At 39.8% G+C, this 19,333-nt stretch carries 16 protein-coding genes; 14 read left to right on the plus strand and 2 right to left on the minus strand.

The window, feature by feature from the left end:
- Positions 1 to 5 precede the first annotated feature (5 nt).
- Positions 6 to 1,211, plus strand: a complete 1,206-nt coding sequence (locus tag F0342_RS08795; protein WP_149155590.1) for a hypothetical protein — start codon at positions 6 to 8, stop codon at positions 1,209 to 1,211.
- Between the two features lie 52 nt (positions 1,212 to 1,263).
- On the opposite strand, the gene F0342_RS08800 is transcribed toward F0342_RS08795, so the two are convergent.
- Positions 1,264 to 2,619, minus strand: coding sequence for a coiled-coil domain-containing protein (locus F0342_RS08800; RefSeq protein ID WP_149155591.1), 1,356 nt, complete (start codon positions 2,617 to 2,619; stop codon positions 1,264 to 1,266).
- Positions 2,620 to 2,895: 276 nt separating this feature from the next.
- On the opposite strand from F0342_RS08800, the gene miaB reads away from it, so the two are divergent.
- The 3 genes from miaB (at position 2,896) to F0342_RS08820 (ending at position 5,888) form a co-directional block, all read left to right on the plus strand.
- On the plus strand, positions 2,896 to 4,461 hold the full coding sequence (miaB, locus tag F0342_RS08805; protein ID WP_149155592.1) for a tRNA (N6-isopentenyl adenosine(37)-C2)-methylthiotransferase MiaB: 1,566 nt from the start codon (positions 2,896 to 2,898) through the stop codon (positions 4,459 to 4,461).
- 1 nt (position 4,462) lies between these two features.
- Positions 4,463 to 4,894, plus strand: coding sequence for a YlbF/YmcA family competence regulator (locus F0342_RS08810; RefSeq protein ID WP_149155593.1), 432 nt, complete (start codon positions 4,463 to 4,465; stop codon positions 4,892 to 4,894).
- A gap of 457 nt (positions 4,895 to 5,351) precedes the next feature.
- Positions 5,352 to 5,888 carry an outer spore coat protein CotE gene (locus tag F0342_RS08820; RefSeq protein WP_113968133.1) on the plus strand — a complete coding sequence of 179 codons (537 nt, stop codon included), beginning with the start codon at positions 5,352 to 5,354 and terminating at the stop codon, positions 5,886 to 5,888.
- Between the two features lie 118 nt (positions 5,889 to 6,006).
- Here F0342_RS08820 and F0342_RS08825 read toward each other — a convergent pair whose 3' ends face one another.
- Positions 6,007 to 6,996, minus strand: coding sequence for a YeiH family protein (locus F0342_RS08825; RefSeq protein WP_262481680.1), 990 nt, complete (start codon positions 6,994 to 6,996; stop codon positions 6,007 to 6,009).
- 150 nt (positions 6,997 to 7,146) lie between these two features.
- Between F0342_RS08825 and F0342_RS08830 the strand changes: the two genes are divergently transcribed.
- The 10 genes from F0342_RS08830 (at position 7,147) to F0342_RS08875 (ending at position 19,277) form a co-directional block, all read left to right on the plus strand.
- Positions 7,147 to 9,315 (plus strand): DNA topoisomerase III, encoded by a 2,169-nt coding sequence (locus F0342_RS08830; protein ID WP_149155595.1) that lies wholly within the window; start codon positions 7,147 to 7,149, stop codon positions 9,313 to 9,315.
- Between the two features lie 101 nt (positions 9,316 to 9,416).
- Entirely contained in the window at positions 9,417 to 9,935 is a 519-nt protein-coding gene (locus tag F0342_RS08835) for an ankyrin repeat domain-containing protein (RefSeq protein WP_149155596.1), read from the plus strand.
- 287 nt (positions 9,936 to 10,222) lie between these two features.
- Complete coding sequence (locus tag F0342_RS08840; protein ID WP_149155597.1) at positions 10,223 to 11,671, plus strand: carbon starvation CstA family protein; 1,449 nt, start codon at positions 10,223 to 10,225, stop codon at positions 11,669 to 11,671.
- A 429-nt stretch (positions 11,672 to 12,100) separates the two neighbouring features.
- Positions 12,101 to 12,991: a nitrilase-related carbon-nitrogen hydrolase gene (locus tag F0342_RS08845; RefSeq protein WP_149155598.1), complete on the plus strand. Its 891-nt coding sequence runs from the start codon at positions 12,101 to 12,103 to the stop codon at positions 12,989 to 12,991.
- Between the two features lie 92 nt (positions 12,992 to 13,083).
- Complete coding sequence (locus tag F0342_RS08850; protein WP_149155599.1) at positions 13,084 to 14,439, plus strand: NAD(P)-dependent oxidoreductase; 1,356 nt, start codon at positions 13,084 to 13,086, stop codon at positions 14,437 to 14,439.
- A 23-nt stretch (positions 14,440 to 14,462) separates the two neighbouring features.
- A complete protein-coding gene (gene preA, locus F0342_RS08855; RefSeq protein ID WP_149155600.1) occupies positions 14,463 to 15,749 on the plus strand; it encodes an NAD-dependent dihydropyrimidine dehydrogenase subunit PreA in 1,287 nt (428 codons plus the stop codon).
- Between the two features lie 16 nt (positions 15,750 to 15,765).
- Positions 15,766 to 17,193, plus strand: a complete 1,428-nt coding sequence (gene hydA / locus F0342_RS08860) for a dihydropyrimidinase (protein WP_149155601.1) — start codon at positions 15,766 to 15,768, stop codon at positions 17,191 to 17,193.
- Positions 17,194 to 17,325: 132 nt separating this feature from the next.
- The gene (locus tag F0342_RS08865) at positions 17,326 to 18,795 is read left to right on the plus strand and encodes an NCS1 family transporter (RefSeq protein WP_149155602.1); all 1,470 of its coding nucleotides are present in this window, start codon (positions 17,326 to 17,328) and stop codon (positions 18,793 to 18,795) included.
- Positions 18,796 to 18,866: 71 nt separating this feature from the next.
- A complete protein-coding gene (locus F0342_RS08870) occupies positions 18,867 to 19,070 on the plus strand; it encodes a hypothetical protein (RefSeq protein ID WP_113968125.1) in 204 nt (67 codons plus the stop codon).
- A 21-nt stretch (positions 19,071 to 19,091) separates the two neighbouring features.
- Complete coding sequence (locus F0342_RS08875) at positions 19,092 to 19,277, plus strand: hypothetical protein (RefSeq protein WP_149155603.1); 186 nt, start codon at positions 19,092 to 19,094, stop codon at positions 19,275 to 19,277.
- Positions 19,278 to 19,333: the final 56 nt, after the last annotated feature.

Consider the following 19,333-nt stretch of genomic DNA (forward strand, 5'->3'; position numbering starts at 1 on the left):
TTTACATGAAATTAAAAATTAATAATCATGATTGGGGATCAATTCCAGCCTATTCTTTATCAGCCATCCAGTTTTTTTGTGTGGAGAATAATTATCATTTCAATTGGAACAAAGAAGAACAAATAGTGGAAGTGAAAAGTTCTTTACACAGAAAAAAAGTTTGGCTATCAGTGAACACATCGAATGAAAAAATAAATCATGACATAATTGAAAAAGTGAAAGAGGTATTAACTCATTATGGAATTGATATTTCAATAGTGGAAAATACTGAATGGCTTAGTGATGGGGACCTCTTTATTGAATTAGTGTCGAGTAAAGCCAAAAGCGATAAACGGTTTGTTTCAATAGGATATAACGAAAAACTCAATTCCATCAATTTGAAAAAAAATCTCTCGAACTATAAAGATGAGCTGCATTTCAATGGGTATTATTTATTACCCGAACGCCACTCAATTCCGCACCTTAGATGTTCCTTACAGTGTAAAGATGAGGAATTTTTACTTAATGAGGGCCCATCAATTTTGACGACTTGTGTACTGAAAACACTACTTGGGAATCAAAAACCCACATTACTCGATTTGAATGTTCTACACTTTTTAAAAACGACAGGTAAGCTTGTTGAGGATACCGGCATAAACAGGGGAGAGGTGAAGAAGCCGAATAGAAATACCGAGATTGATGATAAAGAATACGAAGAAATCAAAAAGCAAAAAGCGGATCGGAAAATTCGGGAAGCCCAGGTAAAAAAGCCATCTGCTGAAATCTATTTTGATTATAATTTACTACCTAATCGAAAACTGGAACGATATTCTATTAAAGCTGATTTTTTTATAAAGAATACCGGAAACGTAGACTTATTGAATCCAAAAATCTGCTTTCGAATGAACCCTCCAGATAAAATTGAAATTGGAGGACAGATCATCCCCCCTGAAATGAGTGATATTTTTTCCATTCAAGGCCAAAACGGTGCACAAGGATGGAAATATATAGGGGAAGACTGGTTGGAAAAGGCATTTGCAACTGGAGATTATTGGATTGAATCTATACAGGAATGCGTTATTCCGCCGGGTGAAAAAATTGCGGTGGAGGGATTACAATTTACGTTAGAAAACCTCGAAGAACAGGAATCTTCTACAATTTTAGGGTTTGTGTTATTTGAAGAACAAGAGCTTCAGCTCAGTTCAAACAACAAAATCATGATTACCTTTTAATTATAAAGAGTTGCCGAGGGATTTCCCAAGGCAACTTTCTTTATTTCTCACTTTATTCTCTTGAACTGTCATCGTTTTGTGTGACCATCTTATCTGCTGAAGGTTTCTGACGAGGTTTAATAATATGAGTCTGACTTCGTTTTTGGTTTTCAACCATACGTTTCAGCTCAAATAAATTGTGGGTCATTCTGGAATTTTGGTTGCGGATGGAATCCACTTCTTCAATAAATTCTATAAATCGCTGCTCGACTTCTTCGAATTTGTCCTTTAGTACTTCATTCTGATGAATGAAGTGGAGTTCCTGCTCCTGCTCAACCGCTTCAATCCGTTCGTTCTGATGTTTTGACCGTTGATCAATATCGGCAAATTGGGTGGAAAACCACCACTCATTCTCTTCAAATTGCTTTTGATATTCGCTGATAAATGTTTTAATATATTCCATTTTTTGTTTTTCTGCTTCAACTAACTGATCCTTTGCGAACTGCAAAGAATCAAGAGTATGTTTCCTCTCAGACATTAGCTTTTCTAACTCTTCTGTTTTAGAAATAAGGTTATAGAACATTTCTTTCTTCGTTTCTTCGGAATGAGCTAATGCAGCATTTAAATCCGAAATATGCTGTTGTTGACTATGGACCTTCGTATTTAAAGATTGGTTTCGTTGCAGTAATGTTTGATTTTCTTTTAGTAACGTTTGGTTTTCAGTGGATGACTTGTTATGACTATCTTCCAGCTTGGTTAAGGAAAGAGAGAGGGTATTGAGTTCATTTTCGGATTGAAGGTGCTTTTTTTCTAGTTCATTAATGGTTATGGCCTTTTCTTGAAGCAGACTTTCCTTATGGTGAAGCTGTTGACGGAGTGAATCTCTTTCTTCTTCTAGCCTGGACATGGAAAGGGCCAGGTTTTTCCGTTCCATCTCAGTTTGAACCAGCTTTTGCTCCAACTCTTTTATCGTTTCACCTTTTTCCAAAAGGAATTCTTCCTTGCTGATAAGCTTATCCTGAAGTATTTTCACTTCTTCTTCTAATAAGGATAAAGATACTGATAGATTTTTTCGCTCCATTTCGATCTGAAGCAGCTTTTGCTCTAATTCATGAATCTTTTCAGTCTTCTCTATAAGGATATTTTCCTTGATGTGTAGTTGATGAAGAAGATCATTTACTTGATACTCAAGCTTTTCTTTCCATTCTTTAAATCTATTTCGATCCTTCATAAGTTCTTCCTCAGAAACCCGGTTTACTTCTATCTCCTCGTTTAGATGCTCTAATTGGTGAAGTTTGGAATTTAAAAGTTCTTTATAATGCTGAACCTCAGCATACAGATAGCTTTCTTGTAATCTTTCAATGGTATGGTTTAGTTCATCTATTTTGGAATGGAAGTATAATTTTTCTTGGTTTTCAATGTTATACATAGGTGTCTTTATTTTATTCTTTGCTATTTGAATCTCCTCCCTGGGTATTTGTCTTACTTTACGTTATGCGCCATTTGCAAGGGGAGTTACATGGATGAAAGCCCATTTATACTGGTAAGCGGGAAGTTTCGAACAAATTTCAACACTTAAGCGCCTCTATTGTATGTAGCCTCGAAAACCTTTATACTATTATAATGTGCAAGAATGTATATCTTCTTAGATTGTTTATAATAGAAGATAAGCGGTTTGGTTATAGAGGTAGAAAGGGGATTTTTCATGAACGAAGAGCAAAGAAAACATGGACAACAATCGAATTCTGTTACTCCATCGGACCAAAAATCCGAAAAGGATTACAGTAAATACTTTGAAAGTGTCTATATCCCACCATCGTTAAAAGACGCCAAAAAGCGTGGGAAGGAAGAAATTAAATATCATAATGACTTTACGATTGATGATCAATATAGAGGTTTAGGGGAAGGCAAGAAATTCTATATTCGCACGTACGGTTGTCAAATGAATGAACACGATACAGAAGTGATGGCAGGGATTTTCATGGCATTAGGCTATGAAGCGACGAATTCAACTGATGATGCAGACGTTATCCTTTTAAATACATGTGCGATTCGTGAAAATGCCGAAAATAAGGTGTTTGGAGAATTAGGGCATCTGAAGCATTTGAAACGGGAAAAACCCGAGCTATTAATCGGTGTATGCGGGTGTATGTCCCAGGAAGAATCCGTTGTAAATAAAATCCTGAAAACATATCAGCAGGTTGATATGATTTTTGGAACTCATAATATTCATCGTCTTCCTAAAATCCTTTCCGATGCTTATATGTCCAAAGCAATGGTAGTTGAAGTTTGGTCTAAAGAAGGGGACGTCATCGAGAACCTTCCGAAGGTACGCCGCGGGAACATTAAAGCATGGGTGAACATCATGTACGGGTGTGACAAGTTCTGTACGTACTGTATCGTTCCATACACACGCGGTAAGGAACGGAGCCGCCGTCCTGAAGAAATCATTCAGGAGGTACGACACCTTGCCGCCCAGGGATATCAAGAAATCACTCTTCTTGGTCAGAACGTGAATGCCTATGGTAAAGATATCGAGGATCTTGAATATGGCCTGGGAGATTTAATGGATGACCTTCGAAAAGTGGATATTCCACGTATTCGATTTACGACCAGTCACCCGAGGGATTTCGATGATCATTTAATTGAAGTCCTTGCGAAAAAAGGGAATCTGGTTGAGCATATTCATTTACCAGTTCAATCAGGATCGACAGATGTTCTAAAAATCATGGCCCGTAAGTATACACGTGAGCAATTCCTGGAATTAGTAAGGAAAATTAAAACAGCGATGCCGGACGTTGCTCTTACAACTGACATCATCGTCGGATATCCGAATGAAACCGACGAGCAATTCGAAGAAACACTTTCTTTATATCGGGAAGTTGGATTTGAATCGGCTTTTACGTACATCTATTCTCCTAGGGAAGGTACCCCTGCGGCGAAAATGAATGACAATGTACCGATGGAAGTCAAAAAAGAGCGACTTCAACGATTAAATGCCGTTGTGAAGGAATACTCTGCTGAAGCGATGAAGAACTATAGAGGACAGATCGTCGAGGTACTGGTGGATGGAGAGAGTAAGAAAAACCCTGACATCCTCGCCGGCTATACCCGACGCAGCAAGCTTGTCAACTTCAAGGCTCCTAAAACAGCCATTGGAAAAATTGTAAAGGTTAAGATCACAGATGCTAAATCGTGGTCACTGGATGGGGAAATGGTCGAAAAAGGCCTGATTGGATCAGAATTTCAAGAACCGGTAGAGGTGAATTAATATGGCAAAGTACACAAAAGACGATATTATGAAGCGGGCAGAAGAGCTTGCAACGATGATAGCTGAAACAGAAGAAGTGGATTTCTTTAAACGCGCTGAAGCTCAGATTCACGAAAATCAAAAAGTGCGTGAAATGATCGCAAGTATTAAGAGCTTACAAAAACAAGCGGTTAACTTCCAGCACTATGGTAAGACAGAAGCGTTAAAAATGGTTGAAGAAAAGATTGAGAACCTGGAAAGGGAAATCGATGCCATTCCAGTCGTACAACAATTTAAAGAGTCTCAAACGGACGTGAATGATTTACTGCAAATTGTTGCTTCCGTTATTTCTAATAATGTGACCGATCATATCATTGAAACCACCGGGGGAGACTTACTCCGTGGTGAAACCGGATCACAAGTGAAAAACTCAACTCCTGGAAGCTGTTCTTAATAGAAGAATAGTGTAAATAGGTGCATAGTGAAAATAAAAAACGATCGCCGCTTAAAGGAATATCCCTTTCATGCGGAGATCGTTTTTTGTGTTTTGTTTGATCTTTTGCTATTGTTTCCTTTTTCGTTTTAGTTGTGCGCTCCATTATCGAAAAGTCTGGTAGGGTACTTCGGAGCTTCGTCAAATCCCGGCCCGTATTTCTAAGGATATGATCCCTCTTGCGTCTTGCTTTGCTTTTTGACATGAATACATCCTCCTCTTGAAATTGTCACTTCATTGCTGAATCTTAGTTTACCATTTTTCTATGATGGCGGGTAGTGCATTCCGGAACATTCAATGGGTATTCGCATACAATACATTATCTCGCAACAATCCCATTATGCAATTAAATTTACTCGCACAAACACCTAGATAGTCGCATAAGATGAATTGAAAATGAATGAGGAGGTTCGCTCGAATGGCAGAATATAGAGAGATTATTACTAAAGCGGTCGTAGCGAAGGGACGTAAATTCACACAGTCTCATCATACGATTAGCCCGCCGCATAATCCATCGAGCATTTTAGGCTGCTGGATCATTAATCATCAGTATGAAGCACACAAAGTAGGCAAGAAGGTTGAAATTCACGGTTCATACGATATTAACGTATGGTACTCCCACAGTGACAACACAAAGACATCTGTTGTAACGGAGAGAGTACAGTATACTGACTGCATTAAGCTGAAATACCGTGATCCTGATTGCTTAGATGATATTGAAGTATGTGCTCGCGTACTGCAACAGCCGAATTGCTGCGAAGCGGTTATTTCACCAAATGGTAACAAAATCATTGTTCACGTCGAACGTGAATTCCTAGTGGAAGTTATAGGAGAAACGAAAGTATGTGTCCTTGTAAATCCTGAAGGTTGTGACGATGAAGACTGGGATTGTGACTTAGATGATGAAGAATTTGAAGAGTTAGATCCAGACTTCTTAGAAGGAGACGAAGAATAGCATTTACTAGGAAGACGGCCTCTTCCTAGTTTTTTCTTCTTCAGAGTTTAAAGGAATTTATCGCATAAGGGATGGTAAACAGTACAGGGGGCATCTCTCTAGATGCTCTTTTTTTAGTCTATAGAATAAGGAATAAACTGATGAGTGCACATGTAATAGAAGCAATTAAGCCAGTGAGGAGGGGTTTATATCCTAATTGAGTAATGTCTTTTATTCTCACTTGAAGACCTACTGCTGCCATTACCATGATGATTATAAATTTTGAAGAAATCTTAAGGTGAGATTCGAGCGTTTCAGGAATGAAACCAAATGTATGTAGTACAGAGACGGCCAAAAATAAGAATACAAACCAGGGGAATGCATTCCTGTATCGAGATTTACCTTCATTTCTCATTCTTAAGAAAAATGGTAAACAAAACATCACAGGAATCAAGAACAATGTACGGGCAAGCTTCACCGTCGTTGCCACCTCTCCTGCTTCATCTCCAAATGCATATCCAACGGCAATTGCTGAAGATGTATCATGTACGGCTGTACCTGCCCAAATGCCAAACGATAGATCAGACATGTGTAGGATATGGCCAATGATTGGATACATAATAAAAGCAATTAAATTAAAGAAAACAATAGTCGATAAAGCATAGGCTGTTTCATTTTCTTTCGCCCCAATGATTCCCTTCACAGCTGAAATAGCCGTAGCCCCGCAAATACTGGTGCCGATTCCTATCAACAAGCTTAAAAGTTTGTCTATACGAAGCCATTTCCCTATGAAATACGTCGCGGTAATACCGATGGAAACCGACAAAAATATCACCCATAAAGCTTTTTGCCCAATAAGAAGGATATCATACAGGCTCAAACCGACACCAAGAAATACGATGGCCACTTTCAACAGTGTTTTCAAGGTGAATTGTATACCTGGATCGAATGATGAAGGAAGTTTGGTTGTGTTCTTAAAAATTGCCCCTATAATAATCGCAAATAACAAACTGCCGATCAGAGGGTAAAGGGCACCCAATCCTTTAGATAATAAAGTGATAAATATAATGATGATCATGCCCCAAGCTTCTTTAGGAAGAAAGGAACCTTTTTGTATGTCATGCTGCAAAGTCCTATAGCTCCTTTGTGAAAAATTAACTATCCCTTAGTATAGTACAACCTCTAATGGACCTGAACTCTAAAACACTATTCATTTTATTGTATGTTAAAATAGAAAAGATATAGAAACAAAACACCTAGTATTGAAAGGATTTTTAATATGAAAAAGATTTTAGTCTTGGCAGAAAAACCTTCTGTCGGTAGAGATATTGCCAAAGTACTTCAGTGTACGAAAAAAGGTAATGGATTCTTAGAAGGAAACGACTATATCGTCACTTGGGCCCTGGGACATTTAGTCACATTAGCAGAGCCTGAAAGCTATGATGACCGCTACAAAGCATGGAAGCTTGAGGATTTACCCATGCTCCCTTCATCCCTTAATCTTGTAGTCATTAAGCAAACAGGGAAACAGTTTAGCTCAGTGAAAGCACAAATGAACCGTCCGGATGTCAAAGAAATCGTCATTGCCACTGATGCCGGCCGGGAAGGGGAGCTTGTTGCCCGCTGGATCATTGAAAAAGCCCGGGTAAATAAACCGTTGAAACGATTATGGATTTCATCTGTCACCGATAAGGCAATAAAAGACGGATTCAATAAACTGAGAGATGCTAAAAAATACGAAAACCTATATGCAGCTGCCCAAGCGAGATCTGAAGCCGATTGGTATGTGGGAATGAATGCAACCAGGGCTTTGACTACCAAGCACAATGCACAGTTATCATGTGGACGTGTCCAAACACCTACGTTAAGCATCATTGCTCAGAGGGAAGAAGAAATCAGGAACTTTAAACCACAAACTTATTATGGCATACAGGCTACAACGGATTGCGGTACGTTTATTTGGTCAAACCGTAAAAATAAAGATACGAAAACATTTTCGAAAGAAGAAATAACAAGCGTCATGAAATTATTGAAGGACAAAAAGGAAATCACTATTCAGTCAGTAAAAAAATTACAAAAGAAAAATCACGCTCCTTCTTTATATGATTTAACAGAATTGCAAAGAGATGCCCATAAAATCTTTGGCTACTCTGCTAAAGAAACACTATCCATTATGCAGAAATTGTACGAGCAACATAAATTAGTAACTTATCCAAGAACAGATAGTAAACATTTATCCAGCGATATGGTCGCTACATTGAAGGACAGATTGAAAGCAGTGAGCGTACAACCTTATCGTAAAATGGCTCATCTAGCGTTGCAGAGTTCAAAACAACTTTCAAAAGCATATGTTGATGACCAAATGGTGACGGATCACCATGCCATTATACCGACGGAGGAGACACCTTTCCTCCAAAGGTTACAGGACCGTGAAAGAAAGATATATGATCTAGTCGTGAAACGCTTCTTAGCTGTATTCTATCCTCCACATCTGTATGAACAAACGACTGTAGAAGCCTCGATTGGTACTGAAACCTTTCAGACGAAAGGAAAGCGGATTGTAGAAATCGGATGGAAAGAAGTATATGATTTTGATTCAGAAAAAGATCAATTGCTGTTAAAAATGGAAGAAGGGGGTATGTTTGCTGTTCTGGCAATAAAAGAAACAGAAGGGCAAACCAATCCTCCCGGCCGTTTTAATGAAGGAACACTTCTATCCGCAATGGAAAACCCAAAAAAATTCATGAAAGAAAGCAACAAAGATCTACTTGACACCATACATGAAGCCGGGGGACTGGGTACAGTTGCGACAAGGGCAGATATTATTGAAAAGCTTTTTAACTCAGGAGTGATTGAACCGAAAGGAAAAGAAATTGTTATTACGTCAAAAGGAAAGCAATTATTGGAATTGGCACCTCTTGAATTACAATCCCCGAGCCTTACAGCAGAGTGGGAGCAAAAGCTTGAAAAAATCGCAAATGGATCTCTAAATAAACAAGAATTTATAAAAGAGATTAAAGATTATACAAATAAGTCGGTTAATGAAATTAAAAACTCTACTAAGAAATTCTCTCATGATAATCTAACTGGAACGAAATGTCCTGACTGTGGGAATCTCATGCTGGAAATAAAGAATAAGCATGGTAAGAAATTGGTCTGTCAAGATCGCGAGTGCGGTCACCGGAAAAATATTAGCAAAAAAACGAACGCGCGTTGCCCTAATTGCCATAAACGATTAGATCTAAGAGGAGAAGGGGAAGGGCAGATGTTCACATGTGTGTGCGGACATAGAGAGAAACTTTCAACCTTTAATGATCGCAGAAAAAAAGAAAAGAATAGCAAAGCAACCAAAAGGGATGTAAATAAGTATTTGAAAACACAGCAGAAAGATGAGCCGGTCAACACTGCATTAGCCGACGCATTGGCTAAATTAAAACTGGATCAGTAATTTTTTTATAGGGATGACTCCCTATTTTAGGAGTCATCCCTATCTTTTTTTGATTATAATTGATAGAATATTTGTAATTATGTAAAAATGAGGTGAGTGTGATGACATCAATAACCATTCAAGAATTTTTTGAAGCAATCGAAAAAGGTGACAAAGAAACAGTAGAGCAGTCATTGAGAAATGATACAAATCTTTGCAACGCAGATAATGAACAAGGTTTAATAGCATTAGGGGTGGCTGCACATTTTGGTCATAGGGAGATCGTTGAGCTTCTGCTGAATTTTGGTGCGGATATCAATTCCTTCTCAAATTCGAAAGTTTCTTACATTCCTTCTAATACGGCTTTACATGCTGGAATAGCCGGGAAAGCCTCTAAAGAACTGTTGGAATTTTTACTAAAACAAGGAGCGAATGTAAATCAACCCGATTCATCAGGGCACACACCGTTACATATTGCTGCTTTCGACGGAAGTGAAGAAATTGTAGCCCTGTTACTGGCTCACGGAGATGGACAAGAAATACCAGGAAATGACCGTACTCCATTGGATATTGCAAGGGAAAGGAATAATAAAGAATTTTTAAAAGCTCATGAAGAATTTGTAAAAGGAAAAGTACAGTAGCTTCCAGTATGTTTCATGCACCTCTTTTAAGGGGTGTATTTTATTTTTGCTCTTTCTTTAAAAAAGAGTGTTGATTCAAGCAAAATGATTCTCTACATATGTATTATGTTATAAAACTTTTTTCAAATAATGTAATCACTTACATCATTGAAATAACAGACTTAAGTACAAATTTAATTTAGTTATTTATTCGGAATTAATAATATTTTTAGAAAATTCTGTTGTTATTTGTCGTTTGTCGTATTAGAATAAACGATAAATTCATTTACTGAAGGGAGGACATCGTGATGCTAACATTTCTTGCATCCATCTGTATTCTAGTAGTAGGTTATTTCATTTATTCAAAGGTGGTAGAGAAGATTTTCAGTATTGATGATACTAATGTGACTCCTGCATACTCAAAGAAGGACGGCTTAGACTATATGCCCATGAGCTGGTGGAAAGCAAGCCTGGTTCAATTGTTAAACATTGCGGGGTTAGGTCCGATCTTCGGGGCAATTTTAGGTGCTTTGTATGGACCTGTAGCATTCCTATGGATTGTGATTGGCACCCTATTTGCTGGAGCGGTTCATGATTACTTTTCTGGAATGTTATCTCTAAGGCATAATGGAGCTCAGTTTCCTTCAATCGTAGGAAAATATTTAGGTAAACCTCTACAATCCGTTATGAACATTTTATCAATTGTGCTGATGATTCTCGTAGCCGCCGCTTTTACGTCAGGCCCTGCACAACTAATGGCAGAGGTGACACCGCTTAATTTTATGACGTCTCTTGTCATTATTTTTACATACTTTCTCATTGCGACTGTCTTACCGATTAATAAGATTATTGGAAAGGTTTATCCGTTCTTTGGAGCCATCCTTATCTTTATGGCAGTGGCGATTGGAATTGGGTTGTTTTTCTTTGAACATCCAGTCCCAAATCTAACATTTGAAAACTTACATCCAAATGATTTACCTTTGTGGCCTTTGCTAATGGTTACCGTCTCATGCGGGGCAATCTCTGGATTCCATTCCACTCAAAGTCCCATCTTAGCCAGAACGTTAAAAAAAGAAAGTGAAGGGCGAAAAGTATTCTATGGAGCGATGGTGGCTGAAGGAATCATTGCATTGATCTGGGCTGCAGCAGGTATGGCATTCTTTAATGGAACAGCTGGACTTCAAGAAGCATTGGCAGCTGGCGGACCTGCTGGAGTGGTAAATGAAATCAGCAAAACGACGTTAGGCACGTTAGGTGGAGTTCTAGCCGTCCTGGGTGTAATCATCCTTCCAATCACAACAGGGGATACTGCGTTAAGATCATCAAGAATGATGCTTGCTGATTTAATTAATGATATACGTAAGAAAGATGTTGAAGGGAAATGGCTGCCGGTCTTGTTAGTTATTCCGGTGGCAGTCCCTACGTTTTTACTTACTCAAATTGACTATACCTTCCTGTGGAGATATGTTGGATGGTCCAACCAGGTAGTAGCAACCGTTATGTTGTGGACTGCTGCCATTTATTTATTACAACAGGCAAGATTCCACTGGATTTGCAGTATTCCTGCATTGTTTATGACAGGAGTTGTAAGCTCGTATATTTTTTACGCTCCAGAAGGTTTTGGTCTTCCCTATTCAACAGCCATGATGATTGGTTCCGCCATTTGGTTCGCTGTCTTGATTTGGTTTGTGGGACAAGTAGTAAAATACAGACCACTCAGGAAACAATTACTAGAGATGAAGTCAGTAAGTTCATAACGATTATCGACAAAAACAGCCTTTTAAGTAGAGAAGGCTGTTTTTTTTAGGATAAGTTCAAATGGTCTTGCACAGACCTTTAGGAATGAGCAGGAATGAATCATGAGGGAGGTCTGTATTATTTGTCGATTGAAAACTGAATTTTTTAAAGATTAAAACAAATCATTCTACAAAATTCGTAATGGAAGTATGCTACCTTAAGAGAAACCATTCATTTTATTGAATGTACATAATGACAAATTAGGGACGTAGTTAGTGTTACAGAATGTATAGTGCATTCTGTAAATGTACGAGTTAAAATAAAGTGAAAATACTTAAAATTCAGATTTTTATTCAGGTTAGTGAAATCTAGTAAGTGTGGACCAATGGAGCAAAAAAAATGAAAGCGCTTACTATTTTATAAAATCTATTTGTGTAGGGGGTAATAAAATGTCAGACTTGGTTAAAATTGGACTTATTCAAGCTTCTCATGATGTAGATGGAAGTGAAGGGGTAGACGTCCATAAGGAGCAAGCGATCAAGAAACATGTGGAACTGGTAAGAGATGCAGCAAAAAAGGGAGCTCAAATCATTTGTTTACAGGAAATATTCTATGGTCCTTACTTTTGCTCCGAACAAAATCCAAAGTGGTATGACTCTGCTGAAGAAATACCAAATGGCCCTACCACAATACAGTTTCAGGCGTTAGCCAAAGAGTTGGGTGTCGTCATTGTTCTACCAATCTATGAGAGAGAAGGAATAGCTACTTACTATAATACGGCAGCCGTCATAGATGCAGATGGATCCTATCTCGGAAAATATCGAAAACAGCATATTCCACATGTTGGGGTTGGACAGGAAGGTTACGGATTCTGGGAGAAATATTACTTTAAACCAGGAAACCTCGGGTACCCGGTATTCGATACTGCTTACGCAAAAGTAGGGGTTTATATTTGTTATGACCGTCACTTCCCGGAAGGTGCCCGCTTATTAGGTTTAAAAGGGGCAGAAATTGTGTTCAATCCCTCTGCAACCGTAGCTGGTTTATCTGAATACTTATGGAAACTTGAGCAGCCAGCCCATGCGGTGGCAAACGGCTACTACTTAGGAGCTATTAATCGTGTTGGTTTTGAGGGTCCTTGGAATATGGGTGAATTTTACGGACAGTCCTATTTAGTCGATCCAAGAGGCAGCTTTGTTTCCATTGGAAGCAGAGATAGTGATGAGGTCATTATCGGTGAAATGAATAAGAAGCTATTACGTGAAGTCCGGGATACATGGCAGTTCTATCGAGATCGCAGGCCTGAAACTTATAACGATATGACGGCTTTACTTCCTTAATAAGTTGAGGCTGACGGTGAACCATCATTGTCGGCCATGGTGTGTTTAATAGGTAATGGAAAATAATTGGAAATAAAGAGGGGGAAGTCAGTTTGTCTAACACACTTTCGTTACTCAATCTTGAGAATAATTTTCTTGAAGCCAATGAGGGTTTGACCAATAGGGAAGCAGTGGAGGAAGCAAACCGCTGCTTGTATTGTTATGATGCTCCGTGCATAAGAGCTTGTCCCACTAGCATTGATATACCTTCATTTATTAAAAAGATTGCATCCGGGAACTTGAAAGGATCGGCAAAAACAATCATGTCTGCAAATCCAGTGGGTGCGAGCTGCTCACGTGTCTGTCCGACAGATGAGCTTTGTGAAGGGGCTTGTGTACTGAATCATTCTACAAAGCCAATCATGATTGGTGATCTGCAGCGATATGCAACAGATTGGGCAAGACATAACGAAACAGTGCTATTTGAAGCAGGGGAGCCAAACGGAATTAATGTAGGGATTATCGGAGGGGGACCAGCCGGCCTATCGGCTGCAAGGGAACTTGCACGCTTAGGATATGAAGTAACAATATACGAGGCGGAAAATGAAGCTGGAGGCTTAAATACTTATGGAATCGTATCTTTCCGACTACCTCAGAGCATATCTTACTGGGAAGTGGAGCAGGTAAAGAAATTGAATGTCGATATTCGAACCAATGTAAAAGTTGGTCAAGACATATCTGCAGATGAAATCGTAGAGACCCATGATTTTGTCATCCTGGCAGCAGGAATGTCCCATGTTCCGGATTTGAAAATTGAAGGAGAAGACTTAAGAGGTGTTCATGACGCCATTGAATTTGTTAAGGCAACGAAAAGTGGCAGGCTGACGCAAGACTATGTAGGCAAAAAAGTGGTGGTGATTGGGGCGGGAAATACAGCCATTGATGGAGCCACCTGTTCCGTCCGCTTAGGAGCAGACAATGTAAAAATCTTATACCGACGTACTCAGGAAGAAATGACGGCTTATGATTTTGAATACGAGTTTGCAAAACAGGATGGCGTAGAATTCCGCTGGCTAACGGCACCTCAGCGAATTATAGGGAATGATGCGGGAGAAGTAACGGGGATCGAATGCATCAAGATGAAGTTAGGAGAGCCTGGTGAAGATGGAAGAAGACGTCCGATTCCTGTCAAAGATTCACAGTTTGTGCTTCCTGTTGACGCTGTCATTAAGGCGATCGGCCAAACTCGTCATCTATCACTTATTGAACAATTTGGACTGGAGCATTCAGACGGTGTTGTACAGGTTAATCGAGACACCTTCCAAACCTCTAATCCAAAGATTTTCGCCTGTGGAGACGTTGTTTTTGGAAAGGGAGTAGGTGAGGCAATGGTCGTTACGGCTGCAGAGCAAGGAAAACTTGCCGCCTATCATTTACACGCACAATTGGCTAATGTCCACTTGAATTAAGATTGTCCTAGGGGGGGAAACTCATGGCAAATTTAAACATTGATTTAGCAGGAATAAAATCACCAAATCCATTTTGGCTGGCGTCCGCACCACCAACGAACTCAGGATACCAGGTACAAAGAGCATTCGAGGCAGGTTGGGGCGGTGCAGTATGGAAAACGTTAGGGGAGCCCATTATAAATGTATCTTCAAGGTTCGCAGCTGTAAGTTTTAATGGACAAAAAGTAGCAGGGTTCAATAATATCGAACTCATTACCGATCGACCATTAGAAGTGAATCTGAAGGAAATCTATGAAACAAAAAAACGGTTTCCGAATCATGCAATCATTGCATCATTAATGGTAGAGCCTAAACAAGAAAAGTGGCATGAAATCGTAAAGAAGGTTGAAGACGTCGGTGTTGATGGGCTAGAGCTGAATTTTGGATGCCCACACGGAATGGCTGAACGGGGAATGGGATCTGCGTCCGGTCAGGTACCAGAACTCGTCGAGAAACAAACTTTTTGGGCGAAAGAGGTGGCCAGGACACCTGTAATTGTAAAATTGACACCAAACATTACAGATATTACTGTCACAGCTGAAGCGGCTGTCCGGGGTGGAGCGGATGCAGTAAGTATGATCAATACAATCAACAGTTTAGCAGGTGTTGATCTGGATTCTTGGAATACCATTCCTCATGTAGCCGGAAAAGGTGCTCATGGAGGTTATTGCGGACCTGCAGTGAAGCCAATTTCATTGAACATGGTTGCAGAATGCGCCAGAAATCCACGGATCAACGTTCCGATTTCAGGAATGGGAGGAGTTTCCAATTGGCAGGATGCCGTCGAATTTATGCTTATGGGAGCATCGGGGGTTCAGGTATGCACTGCTGCTATGCATCACGGTTTTAGAATTGTCGAGGATATGCTTGATGGCTTAAATAATTATTTGGATGAAAAAGGGATTGCTTCAGTCCAGGATATCGTCGGGAAATCAGTGCCGAGATTTTCTGATTGGGGAAATCTTGATCTTAATTATAGTGTTGTGGCAAAAATCAACACGGATGTTTGTATTAACTGTAATAAGTGTCATATTGCTTGTGAGGATACTTCTCATCAATGCATTGACATGCTGAAAGACCCTAAAGGAAACAGCTATTTAAAAGTGCGGGAAGAAGATTGTGTCGGGTGTAATTTATGTTCGATTGTATGTCCGGTTGATGGAGCTATTGACATGATAGAGGTTCCAAGTGGCCATATGCCAATGACATGGAATGAACGTCAGGCAGTAGTAGGTAACCTATCCGAAGCTAAAGTAAACGCGGCGAAATAATTCTGGAGGTATGGAAATGAATAAAATTATTCAAAATGGAACCATTGTTACGGCAACAGACACATATAAAGCGGATGTGCTTTTACAAAATGGGAAAATCTCAGCTATAGGTAAAGGGTTTGATACTAGCAATGCGGAAATTATTGACGCGAAAGGAAAGTACATTTTTCCAGGTGGGATCGATCCCCATACTCATCTGGAAATGCCCTTCGGTGGGACGGTATCAAAGGATGATTTCGAGAGTGGAACCATTGCAGCAGCGTTTGGAGGAACGACGACACTCATTGATTTCTGTTTGACCAATAAGGGAGAACCACTTCAAAATGCAATTGATACATGGCATGCGAAGTCTAAGGATAAAGCGGTGATCGATTATAGTTTCCATTTAATGATAGGGGAAATAAATCAAGATGTTCTATCACAGCTTCCTGAGGTAATGGATAAAGAGGGGATTACATCATTCAAAGTCTTTATGGCATATAAAAATGTATTCCAGGCAGACGATGAAACGCTATTTAGAACCTTAATAGCTGCGAAGGAATTAGGAGCACTCGTAATGGTACATGCAGAGAATGGCGACGTTATTGAGTATTTAACCGAAAAGGCTTTAGAGGAAGGGAAAACGGAACCAATTTATCACGCGCTTACGAGACCTCCTGAACTGGAGGGAGAAGCGACAGGCCGCGCAGCTAAACTAACCGGATTGGCAGATTCCCAATTATATGTTGTGCATGTTTCCTGTTCTGATGCCGTTGAGCAGATTTCAGCAGCAAGGAGTAAAGGATTGAATGTTTGGGGAGAAACATGTCCACAGTATCTTGTGCTTGATCAAACCTATTTAGAACGTCCGAACTTTGAGGGAGCTAAATACGTTTGGTCTCCTCCCCTTCGTGAGAAGTGGCATCAAGATGTTCTCTGGAATGCCTTGAAAAGTGGTCAGCTGCAAACATTAGGGTCAGATCAATGCTCATTTGATTTCCAAGGGCAAAAAGATCTTGGGAAAGATGATTTCACTAAAATCCCGAATGGCGGACCGATTGTTGAGGACCGTGTATCCATATTATTCTCAGAAGGAGTTGAAAAAGGGCGGATAAGCTTAAACCAGTTTGTTGATATCATGTCTACGCGTAGTGCAAAGCTGTTTGGTCTTTATCCTCAGAAAGGAACCATTGCTGTAGGTTCTGATGCTGATGTGGTCATTTTCGACCCAAATGCTGAGAGAGTAATCTCTGCTGAAACTCATCATATGGCAGCAGATTATAACCCGTTTGAAGGCATGAAGATAAAAGGTGAACCTGTTTCTGTTTTGTCCAGGGGTGAATATGTCATTAAAGACAAACAGTTCGTCGGTAAGCTGGGAACCGGAAAGTATATTAAGAGAGCAAAATACGGTGAGCTTATTTCAAGTGAAGAGAGTGAAGCACTTCAATCCTCTAAGTCTTAAAAACTTTAGAAAATAATGCATCTTAACTGTAGAACAACTCCTGCTAAGAGGAGGGGAGACTGCCTTCCTCTGGCCTCTCTTGTCAAAGATTGGTTTTGCCATTCGAAGCAAATCAAATAAGGGGTGTTCAAGATGAAGAAAAGTTATTTAAAGTCTCCGGATTTATTACCGATTAAAGAGAGCGAAAGAAAAATCACCAAGCTTGGCTATTCATTTATGTGGGTTGGAATGGTTGTTGTTCTTGCAACCTTTGCCATTGGGGGAGCCGGCGTCGTATCCCTACCTCTACCCCTTGTTGTGCTGGCCACCATTATTGGGTCTCTTGCGATCGGTCTATTTATTACATTAACCGGGGATATTGGGATTGAGCATGGGGTATCATTTCCAGTATATATGAGAGCACCTTTTGGAACGCTGGGAACCCATATTCCCTCTGTAGTTCGTGGTCTGGCTGCATCAATGTGGTTTGGAATAAACACTTACTTTGGTGCAACAGCGATGAACGGGATATTAAATATTTTATTTGGTTTTGATAACTGGTTTGTTTGTTTCGTGATTTTTGCGGTACTCCAATTAGTGAATACAGCTCTTGGGATTAAAGCGGTGGAAAGATTTGCCGACCTTGCCGCACCGGTCATCATTCTTATTTCTGTATGGATGTATTCATCCTTATCTGAATCAGCTGCTTCTCAAGGAAGAGACATTTGGAGCTGGGTTGAAAGTCCGGTAACAGGTGTTGCCACGTTTACGGCATTTCTGGTAGTCATCTTTAGTAATATGGGATTTTGGGCCACACTATCTGCTGATATTCCGTCCATTTCCAGATTCATGAAAGCTCCAAAAAATGAGCGGAATTGGTTTAAGAGAAACAAAAGTTCGTTAATTGGTAACCTTGTAGCTCTCCCTATTACTCAATCATTTATGGTGTTAATTGGTGGGATTTCATATATTGCCGTTTTAAATTATGATCCCGTTGTCGCCCTTCAAGAAGCAGCGAGCGGATTCGTTTTAGGGGTCCTTCTTCTGATGATCGTCCTGGCTCAATGGTCAACAAATATTGCTGCGAATATCGTTCCAGCTGCAACAATATTCTCTAATGTCGGGGGACCCAAATTCCCGTTCTGGGCAGGGGTCATCACCGCTGGTATTGTGGGTACGATCGTACAACCATGGAACCTTTTTGGGGTAATCATTCCAGTTCTACTTTTCGTAGGAGGCATTTTGTCAGCCATCGTAGGAATTTTGATTTCAGACTATTATTTTATCAGGAAACGAAGAGTCAATGTACCTGCATTATATGAAGACAAAGGACAATTCAAGTATATGAATGGAGTGAATCTTGCAGGGTTCATCTCATGGATTATTGGAGGAGTCGCCTCCTATTACGTTCCAAACTTCTCATTTTTAGTCGGCTTCGGGGTTGGAGCTCTTAGCTATTATGTATTGGCTAAATTCTGGTGGTTTAAGAAATACGAGCAGGCAGAACTAATTGATCCGAGTGATGAGAAATATCTTGGATTGTCTGTCGGTCGCGATTGGGAAATTCAAGTCGAAGAAGTCATTGTCTCAGAAGAATCCCCAACAGGCACAAGTTTTTCTTAAATGGAATGGTTTTCATTAAATCATGAAGCAAGGTAGTTCTTATCCGAAGATACGTTAGAAAGGGTGTCATCATGTCTGATTATCAAGAGTTTTTAAGTGAACGCGATAAGATTGATTTTCTCATTCAAAAAGGCTTTAAAATTGAGAAAATAACAGAGAACCTAAGTGGGGCATTTGTTCTGTTTAAGCATACTGAAAATAAAAGAAGTGCCACTCTTCATGTGAAAACGGCAAATGCACGAAAATATTTTTCGAATCTATTACTTCAAAACTAATAGTTGAAGGGGGAAACTTGGATGAGTGACGTTATGGGACCGCATGAAGGAAAGGAACTGACACTTTTTCCGGGAAATATGCAAACGTCTGATGAGTTAATCGATTGGGTGTTAGCCGTCTTATCTTCACAACAGCTATCAGATGAAGAAATAATGAAATGGTGGAGTGAAGAAATCCAGTTTGCAATCCCCTCTATAGAAGAATAAAAGCAAAATGAAGGATTGGTTCTGCCAATCCTTTTTCTCCATTTTCCCAAGGCAGA

This window comes from Bacillus sp. CH30_1T, assembly GCF_008364765.1.
Classification (GTDB): Bacteria; Bacillota; Bacilli; order Bacillales; family Bacillaceae_B; genus Rossellomorea.

Bases quoted from the DNA above. Each gene is read 5' to 3' on its own strand.
- F0342_RS08845 (WP_149155598.1), top strand. From the start codon at position 12,101: ATGTCAGACTTGGTTAAAATTGGACTTATTCAAGCTTCTCATGATGTA.
- hydA (WP_149155601.1), top strand. From the start codon at position 15,766: ATGAATAAAATTATTCAAAATGGAACCATTGTTACGGCAACAGACACA.
- F0342_RS08870 (WP_113968125.1), top strand. From the start codon at position 18,867: ATGTCTGATTATCAAGAGTTTTTAAGTGAACGCGATAAGATTGATTTT.
- F0342_RS08875 (WP_149155603.1), top strand. From the start codon at position 19,092: ATGAGTGACGTTATGGGACCGCATGAAGGAAAGGAACTGACACTTTTT.
- F0342_RS08835 (WP_149155596.1), top strand. From the start codon at position 9,417: ATGACATCAATAACCATTCAAGAATTTTTTGAAGCAATCGAAAAAGGT.
- miaB (WP_149155592.1), top strand. From the start codon at position 2,896: ATGAACGAAGAGCAAAGAAAACATGGACAACAATCGAATTCTGTTACT.
- F0342_RS08810 (WP_149155593.1), top strand. From the start codon at position 4,463: ATGGCAAAGTACACAAAAGACGATATTATGAAGCGGGCAGAAGAGCTT.
- preA (WP_149155600.1), top strand. From the start codon at position 14,463: ATGGCAAATTTAAACATTGATTTAGCAGGAATAAAATCACCAAATCCA.
- F0342_RS08865 (WP_149155602.1), top strand. From the start codon at position 17,326: ATGAAGAAAAGTTATTTAAAGTCTCCGGATTTATTACCGATTAAAGAG.
- F0342_RS08800 (WP_149155591.1), bottom strand. From the start codon at position 2,619: ATGTATAACATTGAAAACCAAGAAAAATTATACTTCCATTCCAAAATA.
- F0342_RS08820 (WP_113968133.1), top strand. From the start codon at position 5,352: ATGGCAGAATATAGAGAGATTATTACTAAAGCGGTCGTAGCGAAGGGA.
- F0342_RS08830 (WP_149155595.1), top strand. From the start codon at position 7,147: ATGAAAAAGATTTTAGTCTTGGCAGAAAAACCTTCTGTCGGTAGAGAT.
- F0342_RS08795 (WP_149155590.1), top strand. From the start codon at position 6: ATGAAATTAAAAATTAATAATCATGATTGGGGATCAATTCCAGCCTAT.
- F0342_RS08840 (WP_149155597.1), top strand. From the start codon at position 10,223: ATGCTAACATTTCTTGCATCCATCTGTATTCTAGTAGTAGGTTATTTC.